The organism is Flavobacterium pisciphilum, from assembly GCF_020905345.1.
Taxonomy (GTDB): domain Bacteria; phylum Bacteroidota; class Bacteroidia; order Flavobacteriales; family Flavobacteriaceae; genus Flavobacterium; species Flavobacterium pisciphilum.
This window is the reverse complement of sequence record NZ_JAJJMO010000001.1, coordinates 2,163,633-2,183,104: the sequence shown is the minus strand read 5'-3', so window position 1 is coordinate 2,183,104 and position 19,472 is coordinate 2,163,633. Positions and strand designations below refer to the sequence as shown.

The following is a 19,472-nucleotide window of genomic DNA, read 5'->3' as shown; positions in this document are numbered from 1 at the left end:
ATGATGAAAAATAATTAAAATTTTATAAATGCAATACACAATACTAGGAATCATCTTAATGATCATAATGTTACTTTATTTTAAAGTAGCAAACCGTTTAAATATCATCGACAAACCCAATGAAAGAAGCTCACATACTGAAATTACTTTAAGAGGGGGTGGAATCATTTTTTGGTTTTCTGCTTTGTTATACTTTACTCAGCATATACAGAGTAACTATTTTTTCTTTACTGGAATAACTTTGGTTAGTTTGGTTAGTTTTTGGGATGATATCCAAAGTCTATCAAATAAAATAAGAATATCTGCTCACTTTTTTGCTATTACATTAATTTTCTATGATTTAAACGTCTTTGATTTGATGCCTGTATATGGAGTTGTTATTACTTATATTTTATCCATAGGATTAATCAATGCTTATAATTTTATGGATGGGATAAATGGTATTACAGGTTTATATACTTTAGTTGTTATGGGAGCATTACTATATGTAAACACAAAAATTCAATTATTCATCGATGCTGTTTTTATAAATTATGTGATAATAGCTAGTTTGGTTTTTTTGTTTTTTAATTATAGAAAAAAAGCAAAATGTTTTGCTGGAGATATTGGAAGTATTGCAATTGCTTTTTGGGTGATTTATCTAGTTCTAAAATTAATTTTGGCAACCAATTCGATTATCTGGTTGTTGTTTTTAGCTGTTTATGGAGTTGATGCTATTTGTACAATCATACATCGTTTGTTTTTGAAGCAAAATATTTTTGAAGCTCATCGTTTGCATTTATATCAAGTTTTAAGCAATGAATATAAAATACAACACCGAGTAGTTGCTTTATATTATGCAATTATCCAAATAATAATTTCAGTTTTGGTAGTTTTTTTATATCAAAGAGTTAATGATGTAATATTATTCATAATTGTAATTATACCTTTACTATTGATTTATTCATTGAAATTTTATTTATTGAATAAAAACAATTTAAAATTTATAGATGATTCCGAGAATAATTAAAGGAGGGAGATTTTCAGATCATCGAGGAACTATTTCATATGTAAATGATTTTAGTTTTAATGATATCGAAAGATTTTACATTATTAGTAATTCTGAAAAGAATCCTATTCGTGCTTGGCAAGGACATAAATTTGATGTTAAAAATTTTTACTGTATTAGTGGATCTTTCAAAATACATTTTGTAAAAATTGATAATTGGGAGAATCCATCTAAAGAATTGGCAATTGAGACAGTTATTATTACTTTTTCTGATAGTAAAATTGTCCATATACCAGCAGGATATGCTAATGCGATTCAGTCTTTAGAAATAAACTCTAAATTGATTTCATTTTCTACTTTGCCATTAGCAAATGTTGAAGAAGATGATGTTCGTTATGATTTAGATTATTGGAAAATTGATGAGTAACGAAAAAATATTAGTATCAAAACAAAGTAGATTAAAGTAAAATATATTTAAAAAAAAACATTAAATCATTCTTGGATTGCTTTTGGAAGACTAAAATATTTATAACTTTGAGAATAAGTTATAAAGCTATTTTGATAATGAAGCTTCTATAGTTGTTTTAAATTCAGTGGATTGCATAACTCTATTTGGTATTAATCCTATTTTAGGAATTAAGTTGAAAGATCAGGTAATTTGTCAGAGTATGATATTTTCGGTACTAGCAAACTCTATTATATATAAAGGAACTATTCCTGATTTTGTAGATAGTGTGTTTGATACTTGGAATATTTGTCCAGAATTTCTTGAAGTTGTGATTAAAGATAGAATTGCAATTGGGAAGAAGCTCAAAGTCATTATTGTTCATTTATATGGTTGGGTATTCTGGTATACTAGTATTTAATGGGAATAAGATAATTACTACTTCTGGTGAAAGTGTATTAATTAGTGATTTGGATGAAAATATGGAAAAGGCTATTTTTTATGCTATTTAATCTAGAGATAATGCAGTACATTATAAGCATAACGGAATAGATTATAACTATAGAGTAAGAAATATCTGTACAGGTATAGGGTGTGGTTAAATAGAAGTTTTGGATTAAAATATTATTTTGCGTTGGAGATAGATGATTTTTATAAAAATATGTATTTATAGAAATAGATGGTGTGAAAGTTCTCGATGAACCAAATTAAGATTATTTTTCTAATTATTGGTTGAGTACAATTTTGATTGAAGATGATTGTAATAAGAAGATTAATAGGGAAATCTTAAGATTGGTTTTTGAGAAAGAAGATATCGAATCTAGACTTTTATAAGGTGATTACAGCTACAGTTTATATTTTTTAATATTTATATTGTGGGGAAAAAACGCTAAAATTTTATTCGAAAAAGTATTATGTTTTACATTAGTGGCTAACTTTACTAATGAAGATAAAAGTAGAATTGAGGAAGTAATCAAGATTTTCTTTAATTAAAAAGAAAAATTATATTTTAATATGAAAATTGTAGAAACATTTATAAAAGATTTAATAATTATTGAGCCAACAGTTTTTGGCGATGAAAGGGGGTATTTCTTTGAATCGTATAATAAGACTAAGTTTAAAGATTTAGGAATTGATATTGATTTTGTTCAAGATAATCAGTCTTTTTCTAAAAAAGGAACTTTACGGGGGCTGCATTATCAAAATCCTCCTTTTACGCAAAGTAAATTAATAAGGGCGCTAGAAGGTGAAGTTATGGATGTTGTATTAGATTTGAGAAGAGATTCTTCTACTTATGGGAAATCATTTAGTGTTTTGCTCTCAGCTGAAAATAAAAAGCAATTGTTAGTGCCAAAAGGTTTTGCTCATGGTTTTTCTGTTATTAGTAAAACGGCTTCAGTGATGTATAAGTGTGATGAATTTTATAACAAAGAATCAGAAGGAGGAATAAGATTTAACGATCCTTTATTAAATATTGATTGGGGGATAGATTTAAAAAAGGCTATTGTTTCTGAAAAGGATCAAAGCCTTCCCTTTATTGAAAATTGTAATAGTTTGTTTTAATGGAAAGGATTCTAGTAACTGGAGCAAATGGACAACTAGGGACGGAGTTCTCAATATTATCATCAGACTATTTGCAATATGAATGGATTTTTGCTGATAGAAATATAATTACGTTGGATGATTTAGATTTGCTTAAAGTTCAATTGCGTGATATAAAACCTACAATTATCTTAAATTGTGGTGCTTATACTGCTGTTGATAAAGCAGAATCAGAAAAAGATTTAGCTAATATTATTAATAATTTAGCAGTAGGAGTACTAGCAAATTATTCAACTAGGAATGAAGTAAAATTAATTCATTTATCAACAGATTATGTTTTTGACGGGACGTCATCAGTAGCTCTGGATGAAGAAGCTTTAACAAATCCTATTAATGCATATGGAGAAACTAAAAGATTGGGAGAATTAGCTTGTTTAAAAGAAAACACAAATTCAATTATCATTAGAACATCATGGGTTTATAGTAAATTTGGGAATAATTTCGTAAAAACGATGCAACGATTGATGCAAGAAAGAGATTCAATAAGTGTAGTTAATGATCAAATTGGGTCACCAACCTATGCCGTTGATTTAGCACGAGCAGTGATTAAAATTATTTCATTTGAAAAATGGATTCCTGGAATTTATAATTATTCGAATGAAGGAGAAATCAGCTGGTATGAATTTGCATTGGATATAAAAGCTCTTGGAGGATATAGCTGTAAAGTTGAAGGTATTCCTTCTTCTGCATATCCTACTCCTGCGAAACGACCCTTTTTTTCTTTGTTAGATAAAAGTAAAATAAAGCAAATCTATGCAGTGGATGTTCCAAATTATAAAGAGAGTTTAAAAAAAATGTTGAAACAATTATAGGTGTTGATTTTGGTTAATACAAATAGATTTAATTTATAAAAATGAAAGGAATTATTTTAGCAGGAGGTTCTGGTACCAGATTGCATCCATTGACACTAGCGATGAGTAAGCAAATGATGCCTGTGTACGATAAGCCGATGATTTATTATCCATTATCAACTTTGATGATGGCAGGAATAAATGAAATTTTAATTATTTCAACTCCTCATGATTTGCCAAATTTTAAAAAGTTATTAGGAGATGGAGAGAGCTTGGGTTGTAAATTTAGTTATGCTGAACAAGCTATTCCAAACGGATTAGCTCAAGCCTTTGTAATTGGAGAAGAATTTATTGGAAATGATGATGTCGCTTTAATTTTAGGAGATAATATTTTCTTTGGAGCTAATATGCAAGAACTCTTGCGATCAAATACAAAACCAAATGGAGGAGTGGTTTTTGCATATCATGTTTCAGACCCAGAACGTTATGGAGTAGTAGAATTTGACGAAGATTTAAAAGCTATTTCGATAGAAGAAAAACCAAATAATCCTAAATCTAATTATGCTGTTCCAGGATTATATTTTTATGATAATTCAGTTGTTGAGATAGCAAAAAGCATTCTGCCTAGTGCACGTGGAGAATATGAAATTACTGATGTGAATAAAGTATATCTTTCGAAAGAAGCTTTAAAAGTTGGAATTTTAAGCAGAGGTACAGCATGGCTCGATACAGGAACTTTTAATAGTTTAATGCAAGCAGGACAGTTTGTACAAGTATTAGAAGAGCGACAAGGCTTAAAAGTTGGTTGTATTGAGGAGATTGCTTGGAGACAAGGTTTTATTAATGATGTTCAACTTGAGGAGTTAGCATTGCCACTTGTTAAATCAGGATATGGAGCATATTTAATGGACTTTTTAAAGCAAAAGAGAGCTGGTGTTAAAATTTAATTTTTTAAATCCATTATTTCGTATTTTTGTAATTATTATCAGGCTCAATAATTTTAAGACTAACTAATTTGAATAATAAACCAACCAATCTTGCAATTTTATTTGCTAAGTATTTTTCTATAGCTAATCTAAGGCTTAATATTCATAACTTGAGTTACTTACCTAGATGGATTATAGTTTTGATGGATGTCATGGTCTTAATTTTTTCTTTTACTTTTACTTATTTATTATTTAAAGGTACTGGTTTAGGTTATATTATAACACATCATGAGTTTTATTTTGTTGGCTCGCTTTTAGGAGTTAATATTTTTTTCTTTTGGTTATTTAGGACCTATTCAGGGATAATTAGACATTCATCTTACATTGATGCTATTAAGCTGTTGTTCTCACAAATGTCAGTGTTAGTTGTTTTCTTGTTTTTCAATTTTGTATATGAATTATATCACGGAGATAAAGCATTTTTGAATACTGCATTTTTCATAAATATAGTACTTTCATTCTGTGGCTTGTTTTTATATAGAGTTGTTGTCAAACAAACATTTGAACTTTATTTTGCTGAAAAAAACAACACTAAATTAATTAGAACTATCATTTATGGGACTGATGCGAATGCAATATCGGTCGCAAATGCATTAAAATTTGAAACACCTTCTCGGTTTAAAATTGTAGGTTTCGTAGATAAAAACAATCAAAATGCTTCAAAGAGGATGTTGGATTTACCAATCTTAATTCAAAAGAAAAGATTGCCTGCATTAATGCGTTCAGTGGCTGCAGAGGGTATTATCATTGCAGATAAAAGTCTGTCTAAGGATGAACAGTTGATTATTGTAGATCAATGTCTAGAATTTAATTATAGGGTCTACACAGTACCTCTAATTTCAGATTGGGAAAACCAGAAAGAAATCTCTCAAAAGGTAAAGAATATTCAGATTGAAGATTTACTTGAAAGAAAACCAATTGTATTGGATAGTAAATCTATATCTAAACAGCTAAAAGATAAAACCATTTTAATTACTGGAGCTGCAGGGTCAATTGGTAGTGAAATAGTAAGGCAAGTAATAGGATTTAATCCTAGAAAAATAATTTTATTAGATCAAGCTGAAACACCACTACATAGCCTTTGTTTAGAAACTCAAAATATAATTTCGGATTCTCGAATTCATGCTGTAATAGCAGATGTGAAAAGTAAAGAGGCAATGGAGAGAGTTTTTAAAGTATATGGACCTCAGGTTGTTTTTCATGCCGCTGCTTATAAGCATGTCCCTTTGATGGAAGAAAATCCGTCACAAGCTATATTAACAAATATAGAAGGAACTAAAAATCTAGCCGATTTAGCCTGTAAGTATAAGGTAAAGAAATTCGTAATGGTTTCTACAGATAAAGCAGTAAATCCTAGTAATGTAATGGGGGCTAGTAAGCGTATTGCTGAAAAATACGTACAGTCATTACACTTAAAAAATCAAAAAGAAAAAGGGAATGATACTACGAAATTTATTACAACTCGTTTCGGTAATGTATTAGGTTCTAATGGATCAGTAGTTCCCTTATTTACTAAACAAATTGCAGAGGGAGGACCACTTACTATAACACATCCTGATATCATTAGGTATTTTATGACCATTCCTGAGGCATGTCAATTAGTTCTTGAAGCTGGCGCAATGGGGAATGGAGGCGAAATTTATATATTTGATATGGGAAAACCTGTTAAGATTATCGATTTGGCTCGGAAAATGATAAAATTAGCTGGATTTATTCCTGAAAAAGAAATTAAGATCCAGATAGTTGGACTTAGACCAGGAGAAAAGCTTTTTGAAGAGTTATTAAATGATACTTCAAAAACTCTTCCTACATATCATAATAAAATTATGATTGCCGAAGAAATTCAGGATGAATATGAAACCCTTCATATTGAAATTGATGAGTTAATAGGTATATCTAAATTTTTTGACAACGATGATATTGTTGCCAAAATGAAAAAGATAGTACCAGAGTTTAAGAGTATGAACTCTAGTTTTGAAATTCTTGATAAATGATATTTATGTAAGATTATTTTTTCTTTAAAATTAGCTAAGGTGTTTTTTTTATAAAAACACCTTTTTTATTTTCATAAATTTTAAAATTAAGAAGTGTAGCAAATAATAATGATTAGATCTAATTATTATATTTGCTGTGAAAATTGTACATAATTACAGGCTCAAAAGAACAGTAGCTAGTTGTTTTTTAGACAGAATTTTAAAAGTATTCATGAATAAATCAAAAGATGTTTCGACTCCTTGGTTGTTTGAAATAACACCTAAGAATAAATTTTTATCAATTAATCTAAAAGAAATTTGGCAATATCGTGATTTAATACTACTCTTTGTAAAAAGAGATATTGTAACGGTTTATAAACAAACAGTTTTGGGCCCGCTTTGGTACTTAATTCAACCTTTATTTACTTCAATAACATTTACTATAATATTCAATAATGTAGCTGGAATTGACACAGGTTCTGTACCACCTTTTTTGTTTAATCTTGCAGGGATAACGGTTTGGAATTATTTTACAGCTTGTCTTACTGGAACTTCTGATACTTTTAGGGCTAATGCTGGTATATTTGGGAAAGTATATTTTCCAAGAATAATTACCCCCTTATCTATTGTAATTTCTAACTTGATAAAATTTGGAATTCAGTTTTTGATTTTTATTATTTTTTACATTTATTATTACTTTCAAGGTGCTGCTATTAGCTTAAATGCAGTAACATTTTTTTTCCCTATACTTATAGTCCTAATGGGTATTCTTGGGCTCGGGTTGGGAATGTTTATATCGTCATTGGTTACTAAGTATAGAGACTTTAGTAATTTAATTGGTTTTGGTATACAATTACTAATGTATCTTTCTGCAGTTGTATATCCAATGGCACTAATTAAAGATAAAATACCAAACTATGGGTGGTTGGTACAATACAATCCTTTAGCTTATATAATTGAAACATCTAGATATATGCTTTTGAGTGTTGGAGATGTTTCTTTTTATGGACTATTTTATACTCTCACGGTAACACTGATTATATTATTTTCCGGATTATTGGTCTTTAATAAAACTGAAAAAAGTTTTATTGATACAGTTTAATTTAAAATATTTTAGATATTCATCACACACAATTTATAATTGAAAAAAGATATTATATTAAAAGCTGAAAACATCTCAAAACAATATCGTTTGGGACAGGTTGGTACTGGAACATTAAGTCATGATTTAAATCGTTGGTGGCATCGTATACGTGGGAAAGAAAATCCATATTTGAAAATTGGAGACACTAATGATCGTAGCACTAAAGGAACTAGTGATTATGTTTGGGCCCTACAAGATATTAACTTTGAGCTGGGGCGTGGTGAGGTTTTAGGTATCATTGGCAAAAATGGTGCTGGAAAATCTACGTTATTAAAAATATTATCAAAGGTTACAGCACCAACTACTGGGAGTATTAAGTCTCGAGGACGTATAGCTTCTTTGTTAGAAGTAGGTACAGGATTTAATGGTGAAATGACAGGTCGTGAAAATATATTTTTGAACGGTGCAATTTTAGGAATGACTAAAAAGGAAATTGCCACAAAACTAGATGAAATTATTGATTTTTCGGGTTGTGAACGTTACATTGATACCCCAGTAAAACGGTATAGTAGTGGTATGACAGTACGATTGGCATTTGCAGTTGCAGCTTTTTTAGAACCCGAAATTTTAGTTATTGATGAGGTCTTGGCAGTAGGTGATGCCGAGTTTCAGAAAAAAGCTATTGGTAAAATGCAAGATATTTCTAGTGGTCAAGGACGTACAGTTTTATTTGTTAGCCATAATATGGCAGCGGTAAAGAGTTTATGTTCACGAGGGATAGTTATGGAACACGGAAGATTAGTTTTGGATGAAGATATTGATATAGCAGTTTCTTATTATTTAGGAGGCTCTGATTCAGAAAGGTCAAATAGCAAAAAATTTGATAATTTTGATAATGAAATATTTAGGTTAAATGAAATTGGTCTTCAAAATCTTGATGAAAACCCCGATAATCCATTAATAGAAAATAAAGAAATTGAGTTAGTAACTAACATATTTCTAAAAGGCAATGATGCTCAAAGATATCATATAACATATCATCTTTATAATGACATAGGGGAACCTTTATTCTCTTTTTCTAATGCTAATTCTGGTGAGATATTAAGGAAGGGTGAAAATATTTTGACCTGTACTTTTCCTGCAAATTTCTTTCAATCAGGTAGTTTTAGTTTAACCCTTTTTATTGTTGAAGATAAAAGACAATCAATATTTAAAGAGAGTGATATTATTCATTTCACAATAATTGATGGAGGTCGAGAGTTGGGGGTTTATATGGGCAGAGAGCCTGGTAATATTAAACCCGTTTTTGATTGGAAGAATAACATTAGAAACGATGATTAATATGGCAAAAACTTTTTTTGCCTACTGGGAGTATCATAAATATCTTGAAATAATCAAAGACTTACAAATCAGGGAGAATTATTTAGTGAAAATAATTAAGATGATTAATTTTAAATGAAATTGAAGAATAACAATAAAATAATTCATGTTTTTGATGATGATAAATTTATTGATCCAGCAATAAAATTATTTGAATCAGTATATCCAGGTATTTCAGAATATTGGATTATTAAGAAACAAGGTGAAGCGTTTCAATATATTACTTCTACAATAGTTAATGCTTTTGATGCTTCTGATAAAGAGAGTTTTAAAAAATTTATTAGAAGAATAAATACAATTGAAGATTCATGTCCAATCATTTTTCTCCATGCTTTAGATCAAACAAAACAAAATATTGTACTTGAACTTTCTTGCAAGGTTGTTAAAGTTTGGTTTATTTGGGGATATGATTTATACGGTAACTGGCCATTATTAAAGAATACAATATTTGAAAAATATACTAAATCATACATTGACCAGGCTGAAAAGCAAAAAATAAAAAATAAATTAATTTTTAGTAATTCTAGTTTTTGGGTATTTAAAAATTTAAGATTTTTCAAATACGTTTTGCCATCAAAGATAGAAAATATATTAAACAAGAATTTTAATACGGTTTTTTATAATGCTGCTACAAGAATTGATATTGTTGTTCCAGTTGTTTTTGATGAGCTTAAAATTATAAGAAAAATCGGCGTTAAAGCGATTTATGCACCATTTGCTTATGGATGTATACAAGATTCGTTAGGGGATAAAATATCAGATACTGTTTTACGAAGTAACAATATTTTAGTTGGTAATTCCGCAGATCCTTCGAATAATCATTTGGATATTTTTCTTAAACTATCACAAATAAATTTGGGTAGTAAAAAGGTTTATGTTCCTCTAAGTTATGGAGGAAGTAAAGATTATAAAGAATTTATAATTCGAAAAGGAAAGGAACTACTTGGAGAAAATTTTGTTCCGCTAATTGATTTCATGACTTTGCAGGAATATAATAAAATTTTATTAAGTTGTGGAGTAGTTGTTTTTAATCATATTCGTCAGCAAGGAGTTGGTAATATTGTTATTATGGGATATTTTGGCGCAAGAATTTTTGTAAATTCTAAAAGCCCAGTTTATAAATCGTTTAAAGATTATGGAATTAAAATTTTTGATTTTAAAAGCCTTAAAGCAACAGATTTGGTTCCATTAAATAATAAAGAACATGAACTAAATAAAAAAATATTATTCAATTTATATTCTGAAGAAGTAGTTAAAAAGAAAATAGTAGAATTATTTGATACTGCTTTGAAAGTAAAAAATGAAAAATTAGCATTCAAATTACAAGAACAAATTTTTAAGATTAATGCAAAGTAATCCGCTTGTTTCTATTATAATACCCACTTATAATAGAGCAACTCTTATAAGAGAAACACTTGATAGTATTCTAGGGCAGACTTATGGAAACTGGGAGTGTATTATTGTAGATGATGGCTCTATAGATGATACTGAAAAAGTTGTGAATGAGTATGTAAAGAAGGACAATCGTTTTCAATTTCATCATCGCCCAAAAAACCGCCATAAAGGAGGAAATGCTGCAAGGAACTATGGTTTTGAAATATCAAGTGGAGAATTTGTTAATTGGTTTGATAGCGATGATATCATGCGTTCTGATAAAATTACTGTTCAATTAAACAGTTTAGAAAATTCAAATTATTTCTTTTCTGTATGTAGGATTTTAGCATTTGAGGATACTTTTGAGAACGAATTATTTGCTTATGATAATATAGATTCCAAAAGCCCATTTGAAGATTATGTTTATGAAAACATCAAATTTCTTACTTCAATTCCATTATGGGAAAGGAAATTCTTAGAGGACAATAATTTTTCATTTGATGAAGAATTACGAGCAGCTCAAGAATGGGAATTTCATTCAAGAATTTTATTAGATTATCCAAATTATGCTATAATCCAAGAAAAATTAGTTTATGTTAGGAAACATTCAGAAAGTATATCATATGGATCTAAAGTAAATATTCGAAACTTAAGTTATGCATTAGCAAGGACTAAAATTTATACTTTAATTCAAGACAAGAAGGATAAAAAGAATCTAAAAGAATATTTGTCAGATTATATTTTAATTGCCTATAAAAACGCACTGTTTGCAAAACATTATAGAGATGCAATTAGTATTTTTCTTAAAAACATTCTTAAAAATAGAACTATAAGCATGTATTATAAATTAAAACTACTAATGGCTTTATTGGCATTTATGATTTTTAAAAAAGGAGGTTTATTTTATAAAGGAAAAAAATTTGTTTAGAATTTAGAATAATGACACACCTAATCTCCATAATCATTCCAACCTATAATCGAGCAGGTTTAATAATTGAAACGCTTGCTAGCATTACTGCACAGTCTTACACAAACTGGGAATGCATAATTGTTGACGATGGTTCAAATGATAGTACTACTGAAATAGTTTCTGCATATATAAGTACAGATAACCGTTTTAAGTTATACAATCGGCCTCAATATTTAACAAAAGGCCCAAATGCATGCAGGAATTTTGGTTTTGAAAAAAGCAAAGGATATTACATCTATTGGTTTGATAGTGACGATTTGCTTTTTGAAAATTCTATTGCAAATAGAGTAGAAAACTTTGAAGAAGAGTTTGATGCTGTTGTTGCTAGGGCTGATTTTTTTGACACAGATACAGGAGATAAAATTTTTGAAAATAAAATTTTATCAAATAATATAATAGAAGATTATTTTACTGGGAAGATTACATATTACGTTTCTGGTCCAATGTGGAGAAGAACATTTCTTGAAAAGCAAATAGAATTGTTTGATGAAAAAATAAGATATCTTGATGATTGGGATTTTAATTTAAGGATGATTTATCAAAATCCGAAAATTAAGTTTTTAGAAGGAACCTCTTTTAGATATAGATCTCACCCATTTTCATTATCTAAACAAGTAGGATATCTAAATATAGAAGAGCTTAAATCTGAATGTATAGCTAGAAATAAACATTTAAATCTACTTTTGAAACATAATATTAAAAATAGTAAAATTGAGCATTTTGTCTTAAGTAGGTATAAAGTAATTATGAGAGATATATTAATTGATAGAAATAAGAGTAGTTTTTACTTTTTTAAAATATTATTTTTAACGCAATTACGATTTAAAGATTTTAAAGGATTGGCTAAAACCTGCATTGGGTTTCCTGTCTATTATTTTTTCAATAAAGGATATATTTTAATTAAATGATTTTTAATTGTATTTATTCAATATGGAATTAGTAAACACAAGGTCGATTCCGAAAATTATACATTATTGTTGGTTTGGAGGAAATAGAAAACCAAAACTAGTAAAAGACTGTATTTTATCATGGAAAAAACATTTTCCAGATTATCAGATAATCGAATGGAATGAAAAGAACTCAGACCTGACGCACCCTTTCGTTGCTAAAGTTTATAAACAAAAAAAATGGGCTTTTGTATCAGATTATATTAGACTGCAAAAAATTTATGAATTTGGAGGAATCTATCTTGATACCGATATGCTGATAATCAAAGGATTTGAAGTACTTCTAAACAATGATTGTTTTTTAGGAGCCGAAAATTCTGACTTTATTAGTGTTGGAGTAATTGTCGCAAATAGAAAAAATGAATTTATAAAAGAGTGTAAAGAAATTTATGATTCTCTTATAATAGAAGAAAATATGAACTTTGGAGAAATTACTATTCCAAAGTTGATAACAAAAAAGTATAGAACTTTATTTAATTATGAATTTGATTTTGACAAAATTGTTGTTGTCGATAAATTAACAATTTATCCAGCCTTCTTTTTTTATCCACTTCCATTTGAAAAAAAAGCGGATATTAATAATTATAAAAACTATATAAATAAAGATACATATGCTATTCATCTATGGAGCAGCTCATGGATACAATACAGTGAATTCCATTATTTAAGAAGTGGAAAATATTTTAGAGGATTTCAAATATATATTAAAGATTTTTCGGTAAGAAAAATAAAAATTAGTTATTTAAGGAAAATTGCTTCTTGTATAAAAGAATCATTAACTAAATAGATATGATAAAACCGTTAGTATCTGTAATTATTCCATGTTATAATCATGGACAATTTTTAGATGAAGCAATTCAATCTATATTAGAGCAAAGTTATTTTGATTGGGAATGCATAATTATAAATGATGGGAGTATAGATAATACTGAAGAGATAGCTCAAAAATGGGTAAATATTGACCATAGATTTATTTATTTTTATAAAGAAAACGGAGGGCTTTCTAGTGCCAGAAATTATGGCATTAAAAAATCAAGGGGGAGCTATATTTTGACACTTGATGCAGACGATTTTTATCATCATACTTTTGTAGAGAAAGGAGTTGACATATTATTAAAAAATGCGACTATTGGAATTGTAAGTAGTTGGGGGATTAGGTTTAGTGGTAATGAACAATTTGGGATATTTAAACCGACTGGCAAGACAATAAAAGATTTTTTGTTTTATAATGCCGCAATAGGAACTTCATTATTTAGAAAAGAATGTTGGGAAAAGGTTAAAGGGTATGATGAGAATATGAAGTTAGGTTATGAGGATTGGGAATTTTATATTAGAGTCTGCCGTTTAGGTTGGGATGTGCATATACTTGAAGAGGTTTTGTTTTTTTATCGGCAACATCAATTCTCGATGAGGACTATTGCTATAAATAAACATAATAAAGATATCAAAAAATATATTTTCATTAAACACAAGGATTTATATATTGAATATTATGAAAGTTATATTGAACAATTTTTAGGAGACATTGAATCGTTAAAAGCAGATAATTTAAAAATAAGAAATAAAATAGATTATAAATTAGGAAATACTTTATTACGACCACTCCGAACTTTAAAATCAATTTTTAAAGAATGATACCTATAGTAACGATAATAATGGCTACTTATAATAGGAGCCATTTTATTTTAGAAACTTTAAATTCAATACAAAAGCAATCTTATTTAAACTGGGAATGCTTAATTATAGATGATGGAGGAACTGATAATACTTTAGAAGTTATTACTCCAATTTTAGATAAAGATTCACGATTTAAGTTTTTTAAACGAACGGATCGCTATAAAAAAGGATTGCCTGGTTGTAGGAATTATGGTTTGGATTTGGTACAAGGAGATTATGTTATATTCTTTGACGATGATGATATAGTGCATCCAGATAATTTAAAAATTTGTTTGGAGATACTCGATGGTAAAAGTTTGGATTTTTGCCACTATCAAAAAAAGTCTTATGAAAGTAGAATTCCTTTAATTGTAAAGAGTGAAGTAACAGAGCAAATAAGGCTTACTAAAAATAGTATCGAGAGAGTAGTTACACAAGAAATAGGACTGGCTTCTTGTACAGTAATGTGGAAGAGTTATTGTTTTAACAAATCTAGGTTTAATGAAAATCTTCTTTATGCAGAAGAATGGGAATGTTATATTCGAATAATTTCTGAGAATTTTAATGGGATAATTATTGATTCTATTCTATATTATAATAGGAAACATGCTTCCTCAAATACAGGAGAATTTTATAATAATATCAATCCAGTTCGTAAAGCATCTAAAAATGAAGCAATAATTTTAGTTCTAAAAAACCTTAAACAAAAACAACTATTAACAAATTCATTAATCCGCTATTTTATTACAGTTTCTTTAGGCTTTAAAGAATACAATCTATTTAATCAAATTATAAAAATTTTAGAATTATCATTATTACAAAAACTAAAATGGCAGTTTTATTACAAATCTTATGTTTTGCGTTTGGCAATCTATAAAATGAAAAAAAGTATTAATAAATGAGAATTCTTCTTTGTTTTGGAACCCGTCCGGAAGCCATTAAAATGGCACCAATATATCACGAATTAAAGAATAATAATTTTGAGGTTTTTGTATGTGTTACAGCGCAGCATCGGGAAATGTTAGATCAGGTATTAGAATTTTTTAATATCAAGGTCGATTACGATTTAGATTTAATGCAATCTAATCAATCTTTAAATAGTTTAAGTGCTCTTATTTTATCTAAGGTGGATCAAGTGATTTTAGATGTAAATCCAGATTTAGTTTTAGTGCATGGAGATACTACAACTTCTTCAATGGTAGCTTTGGCAGCATTTCATTTAGGAATAAAAATTGGTCATATTGAAGCTGGGTTAAGAACTTATAATAAAAAAGCACCTTTTCCTGAAGAACTCAATAGGCAACTTACGAGTAGATTAGTAGATTTTCATTTTACACCAACAACAGAAACAACGCAAAATTTATTAAGGGAAGGGATTCTTAAAAAAAATATTATACAAACTGGTAACACGGTTATTGATGCATTATTATGGACAATAAATAAGATATCGAAAACAGATTATTGTCATGTTGATATTGATGTGTTAAAAGGTAAAATTATAAAGAATAAAAAGATAGTTTTAGTAACAGGACATCGAAGAGAGAATTTTGAGTCTGGGTTAAAGAATCTTTGTGAAGCACTTTTGGAAATTTCTCAGAGAGAAGATGTTATGATTATATATCCGGTACATCTAAATCCGAATGTTAAGAAAACGGTTTATGGGTTATTATCAGGAAAAGAAAATATTTATTTAATTCCACCTGTTTCTTATCCAGTGTTTATTTGGCTGATGCAGCAATCTTTTTTAATTGTAACTGATTCTGGGGGTATTCAAGAAGAGGCCCCTTCATTAAAAAAACCCGTTTTGGTAACAAGAGAGGTTTCAGAAAGGCCAGAGGGAGTCATTGCTGGATTCTCAATTTTGGTAGGAACAGACAAAAATAAAATTATAAATAAGATTCAGGATATTTTAGAAAATTTTGAGGGTTTTGAAAATGTAACAAATCCTTATGGAAGTGGAAATGCTTCTGAAAAAATTGTTGATTATTTATTAAATAAAGAATAAAATGAAAATACTCATTGTAGTAGATTCCATAAATATAGAGGATAGTAGCGGATCTAAAGCTAATGTAGCTTTGATTAATAATCTATCTGAAGCTGGTTTTGAAATTTTAGTTTACCACTATACATTAAAAGATATTCAGTTAAAAAATATAAGGACATTTGTTATATCAGAAATAAAATTAGGAGCTTATTATTATTATTTAAGTAGATTTTTTAGAGTAGTAAACAGGAAATTAAAAATAAACTTTGGACCTTTCATAGAAAAGACAATTGGGTTTTCATTTACTTTTTTTAATGATACAAGAAGTATTCGAAAAGCTTTAAAAAAAGAATTATTTAAACCTGATTTAGTACTTACATTAAGTAAAGGAGCTAGTTTTAGACCTCATTATGCGGTTCTTAAAATGCCTCAGTTGCATGGCAAATGGATGGCGTATGTGCATGATCCATTTCCATTTCATTATTATCCAAGACCTTATAATTGGGTAGAGCCAGGCTATGATAAAAAAGAACTTTTTTTTAGAGAACTTTCAGAAAAGGCAAAATATAGTGCTTTTCCAAGTCAGTTGTTAAAGGAATGGATGAGTAGTTATTTTCCCAATTTTTCTAAGACAGGAGTTATCATTCCACACCAAAATGCAAAATTTGATGCTCAAGATGTTGATTTTCCATCCTATTTTGATATTTCAAAATTTAATTTGTTACATGCTGGGAATTTAATGAAACAACGTTCACCTGAAGGTTTAATAAAAGGGTTTAAACTGTTTTTAGAGAAGAATCATGAAGCAAAAAAGGAAGCGAGACTACTTTTATTAGGAAATGCTTCTGATCATCTCAAAATGCTTGAGCTTTACGAAGAAAATACTCCTGAAATGTATCTCTATAATGGAAATAAACCTTTTAACGAAGTGTATCATTTACAAAAAAATGTTTCAGTAAATATTATTTTAGAATCAAAATCAGAAATTAGCCCTTTTCTTCCAGCAAAATTTCCTCATTGTATTGAGGCAAATAAACCTATTCTCTCTCTAGCCCCTTATTATAGTGAAACAAGAAGGTTATTAGGAAGTGATTATAAGTTTTGGGCAGAGACTGATGAGGTAGAGAAAATTGCATTTCTTATTGAAGAGTTATATGAAGTATGGAAAGAAAATCCCGAAAAATTAATTTTGAATAGAATTGATTTGGAAAAGTATGTGTCAGTAGAGTATTTGAAAGAAGTAATAAGTAATTTGAATTATGCAGAGTAATAGTTTTTCCATTTTAATAACGACTAAAAATCGAAAAGATGATTTAGCTTTTACTTTGAGTAAAATTCAATATTTATTAAATCGTGATGATGTGAATTGTATCGTTTGCGATGATGGCTCAACAGATGGGACTTCTGTATTTATTCAGGATAATTTTCCTAATATCCAGTTGATTCGAAATATTAAGAGTGAAGGATTAATTTATAGCAGAAACAGATTATTGAATTTAACAACTACTGAATTTGCTATTTCTCTAGATGATGATTTACATTTTATTACAGAGAACCCTTTAGAAATTATTCAGAATTTTTTCAGTAAAAATCCAAAAATTGCTGTGTTAAGTTTTAGAATCTTTTGGGATTTGGAAGAACCCAAAAGGATTGATTCTGATGAAACTTCATATCGTATGAGAAGCTTTGTCGGATGTGGACATGTATGGAGAATGGAAGCTTGGCGAGATATTCCAGATTATCCGTCATGGTTTGTGTTTTATGGCGAAGAAGATTTTGCTTCCTATCAGTTATTCAAAAAAAAATGGGAAGTATATTATTTGCCAGAAGTTTTGGTTAATCATAGAGTCGATGTAAAAAATCGAAAAAAAAATTCAGATTATTCATTGCGTTTGCAGAGATCATTGCGATCAGGTTGGTACTTATATTTTTTATTTTATCCTTTTGGTATTATTCCAAAAAAAATGATTTATACAATCTGGATGCAATTTAAATCAAAAGTTTTTAAAGGGGATTTGAGGGCATTAAAAGCAATTATGTTGGCTTTGTGTGATTTATTATTTTCAATCCCAAGAATAATGATAAACTCTAATAGATTATCAGTTGAAGAATTTAAAGCTTATCAAAAATTAGGAGAGACAAAACTTTATTGGGAACCAAAAAAAAATTAGATTATGTTATCTGAAAAATTATCACCTTATATTATTGCTGAAATAGGTCAGGCACACGAAGGTAGTTTAGGAATTTTATATTCTTATATAGATGCTCTAGCTCAAACTGGAGTTAATGCTGTGAAGTTTCAAATGCATATTGCAGAAGCTGAAAGTAGCGAAGAAGAACCTTTTCGTATAAAGTTTTCATTAGAGGATAAGACAAGGTTTGATTATTGGAAACGTATGGGATTTTCTTTGGAGCAATGGAAAGGAATTAAAAAACATTGTGATGAAGCGGGGTTAGATTTCATTTGTTCTCCCTTTAGTAATTTAGCAGTTGATTGGCTTGAAGAAATAGGAGTGGAGCAATATAAAATTGGATCAGGAGAAGTAAATAATTTTTTGCTTTTAGAAAAGATTAGTAAAACAATGAAACCTGTTATTTTGTCTTCAGGAATGAGTTCTTATGAAGAATTAGATGCAACTGTCTTATTTTTGAAAGAGAGGAATGTCGATTTTTCTATTTTACAATGTACTACTGCATATCCTACGAAACCAGAAGAGTATGGTTTGAATGTGATTCAGGAATTAAGAAATCGCTATAACGTAGCTATTGGTTTTTCAGATCATTCTGCAAAAATAGAAACGGGTATTGCTGCAATTGCTTTGGGAGCGAGTATTCTCGAGTTCCATGTCGTTTTTGATAGACGAATTTTTGGACCAGATTCAAAGTCTTCTCTAACTATTTCAGAAACTAAAGATTTGGTAGTTGCAGTTCGGAATATAGCAACTGCATTATCAAATAATATTAACAAAAATAATAACGAAGTTTTTTCTCCGCTGAAGCAAATTTTCGAAAAATCATTGGCAGTTAATAAAGATTTACCTAAAAATCATATTCTGACTTTTGATGATTTAGAATCTAAAAAACCGAAAGGACTGGGAATCGACGCTTTTCGTTTTGAAGAAATAATTGGGAAAGCTCTGAGTAGAGATTTAAAAAAATGGGATTTTTTGAATGAGAAAGATTTGTCTTAAATCTAGTTTTAATTTCTGTCTAAAGTTTTAAATTAAGATAGAAATATTGAAAAAATATCATTTTGTCTTTCGTGTTATTTACCTACTTTAGCCCAGTATAA

The 19,472-nt window shown here is 28.8% G+C and carries 18 protein-coding genes and 1 pseudogene; all 19 read left to right on the top strand.

Translation table 11 applies throughout. The features are described from left to right. The first annotated feature begins 28 nt into the window (after window positions 1–28). The 19 genes and pseudogenes from LNQ49_RS09000 (at window position 29) to LNQ49_RS08910 (ending at window position 19,371) form a co-directional block, all read left to right on the top strand. Window positions 29–1,009 (top strand): MraY family glycosyltransferase, encoded by a 981-nt coding sequence (locus LNQ49_RS09000; protein ID WP_229988419.1) that lies wholly within the window; start codon window positions 29–31, stop codon window positions 1,007–1,009. Next, window positions 990–1,415 (top strand): cupin domain-containing protein, encoded by a 426-nt coding sequence (locus LNQ49_RS08995; RefSeq protein WP_229988418.1) that lies wholly within the window; start codon window positions 990–992, stop codon window positions 1,413–1,415. Before LNQ49_RS09000 ends, LNQ49_RS08995 begins: the two co-directional genes overlap by 20 nt. A 142-nt stretch (window positions 1,416–1,557) precedes the next feature. Next, window positions 1,558–1,854, top strand: a pseudogene (locus tag LNQ49_RS08990) (DegT/DnrJ/EryC1/StrS family aminotransferase); the annotation flags it as partial. Window positions 1,855–2,447: 593 nt separating this feature from the next. Further along, a complete protein-coding gene (gene rfbC, locus LNQ49_RS08985; RefSeq protein ID WP_229988413.1) occupies window positions 2,448–2,996 on the top strand; it encodes a dTDP-4-dehydrorhamnose 3,5-epimerase in 549 nt (182 codons plus the stop codon). Next, complete coding sequence (gene rfbD / locus LNQ49_RS08980) at window positions 2,996–3,847, top strand: dTDP-4-dehydrorhamnose reductase (protein WP_229988411.1); 852 nt, start codon at window positions 2,996–2,998, stop codon at window positions 3,845–3,847. Before rfbC ends, rfbD begins: the two co-directional genes overlap by 1 nt. 41 nt (window positions 3,848–3,888) lie before the next feature. Further along, on the top strand, window positions 3,889–4,773 hold the full coding sequence (gene rfbA / locus LNQ49_RS08975; protein WP_229988410.1) for a glucose-1-phosphate thymidylyltransferase RfbA: 885 nt from the start codon (window positions 3,889–3,891) through the stop codon (window positions 4,771–4,773). A 68-nt stretch (window positions 4,774–4,841) separates the two neighbouring features. Then, window positions 4,842–6,806: a polysaccharide biosynthesis protein gene (locus LNQ49_RS08970; RefSeq protein WP_229988407.1), complete on the top strand. Its 1,965-nt coding sequence runs from the start codon at window positions 4,842–4,844 to the stop codon at window positions 6,804–6,806. Between the two features lie 211 nt (window positions 6,807–7,017). Then, window positions 7,018–7,887, top strand: coding sequence for an ABC transporter permease (locus LNQ49_RS08965; RefSeq protein WP_229988406.1), 870 nt, complete (start codon window positions 7,018–7,020; stop codon window positions 7,885–7,887). 39 nt (window positions 7,888–7,926) lie between these two features. Continuing rightward, window positions 7,927–9,210, top strand: coding sequence for an ABC transporter ATP-binding protein (locus LNQ49_RS08960; protein ID WP_229988403.1), 1,284 nt, complete (start codon window positions 7,927–7,929; stop codon window positions 9,208–9,210). A 114-nt stretch (window positions 9,211–9,324) separates the two neighbouring features. Beyond that, window positions 9,325–10,605, top strand: a complete 1,281-nt coding sequence (locus tag LNQ49_RS08955) for a TDP-N-acetylfucosamine:lipid II N-acetylfucosaminyltransferase family protein (RefSeq protein WP_229988402.1) — start codon at window positions 9,325–9,327, stop codon at window positions 10,603–10,605. Further along, on the top strand, window positions 10,595–11,551 hold the full coding sequence (locus LNQ49_RS08950) for a glycosyltransferase family 2 protein (RefSeq protein WP_229988398.1): 957 nt from the start codon (window positions 10,595–10,597) through the stop codon (window positions 11,549–11,551). The genes LNQ49_RS08955 and LNQ49_RS08950 overlap by 11 nt, the downstream gene beginning before the upstream one ends. An 11-nt stretch (window positions 11,552–11,562) precedes the next feature. Then, complete coding sequence (locus LNQ49_RS08945) at window positions 11,563–12,501, top strand: glycosyltransferase family 2 protein (RefSeq protein ID WP_229988397.1); 939 nt, start codon at window positions 11,563–11,565, stop codon at window positions 12,499–12,501. 22 nt (window positions 12,502–12,523) lie between these two features. Beyond that, entirely contained in the window at window positions 12,524–13,327 is an 804-nt protein-coding gene (locus LNQ49_RS08940; RefSeq protein ID WP_229988396.1) for a glycosyltransferase family 32 protein, read from the top strand. Between the two features lie 2 nt (window positions 13,328–13,329). Continuing rightward, window positions 13,330–14,175, top strand: a complete 846-nt coding sequence (locus LNQ49_RS08935) for a glycosyltransferase family 2 protein (RefSeq protein ID WP_229988395.1) — start codon at window positions 13,330–13,332, stop codon at window positions 14,173–14,175. Then, window positions 14,172–15,098, top strand: coding sequence for a glycosyltransferase family 2 protein (locus tag LNQ49_RS08930; protein WP_229988393.1), 927 nt, complete (start codon window positions 14,172–14,174; stop codon window positions 15,096–15,098). The genes LNQ49_RS08935 and LNQ49_RS08930 overlap by 4 nt, the downstream gene beginning before the upstream one ends. Before the next feature lie 41 nt (window positions 15,099–15,139). After that, window positions 15,140–16,201 carry a non-hydrolyzing UDP-N-acetylglucosamine 2-epimerase gene (wecB, locus tag LNQ49_RS08925; protein ID WP_428978336.1) on the top strand — a complete coding sequence of 354 codons (1,062 nt, stop codon included), beginning with the start codon at window positions 15,140–15,142 and terminating at the stop codon, window positions 16,199–16,201. 1 nt (window position 16,202) lies between these two features. Further along, the gene (locus LNQ49_RS08920; RefSeq protein WP_229988390.1) at window positions 16,203–17,450 is read left to right on the top strand and encodes a glycosyltransferase family protein; all 1,248 of its coding nucleotides are present in this window, start codon (window positions 16,203–16,205) and stop codon (window positions 17,448–17,450) included. After that, window positions 17,440–18,351, top strand: coding sequence for a glycosyltransferase family 2 protein (locus tag LNQ49_RS08915; protein ID WP_229988388.1), 912 nt, complete (start codon window positions 17,440–17,442; stop codon window positions 18,349–18,351). Before LNQ49_RS08920 ends, LNQ49_RS08915 begins: the two co-directional genes overlap by 11 nt. Before the next feature lie 3 nt (window positions 18,352–18,354). Continuing rightward, window positions 18,355–19,371, top strand: coding sequence for an N-acetylneuraminate synthase family protein (locus tag LNQ49_RS08910; RefSeq protein WP_229988386.1), 1,017 nt, complete (start codon window positions 18,355–18,357; stop codon window positions 19,369–19,371). Window positions 19,372–19,472: the final 101 nt, after the last annotated feature.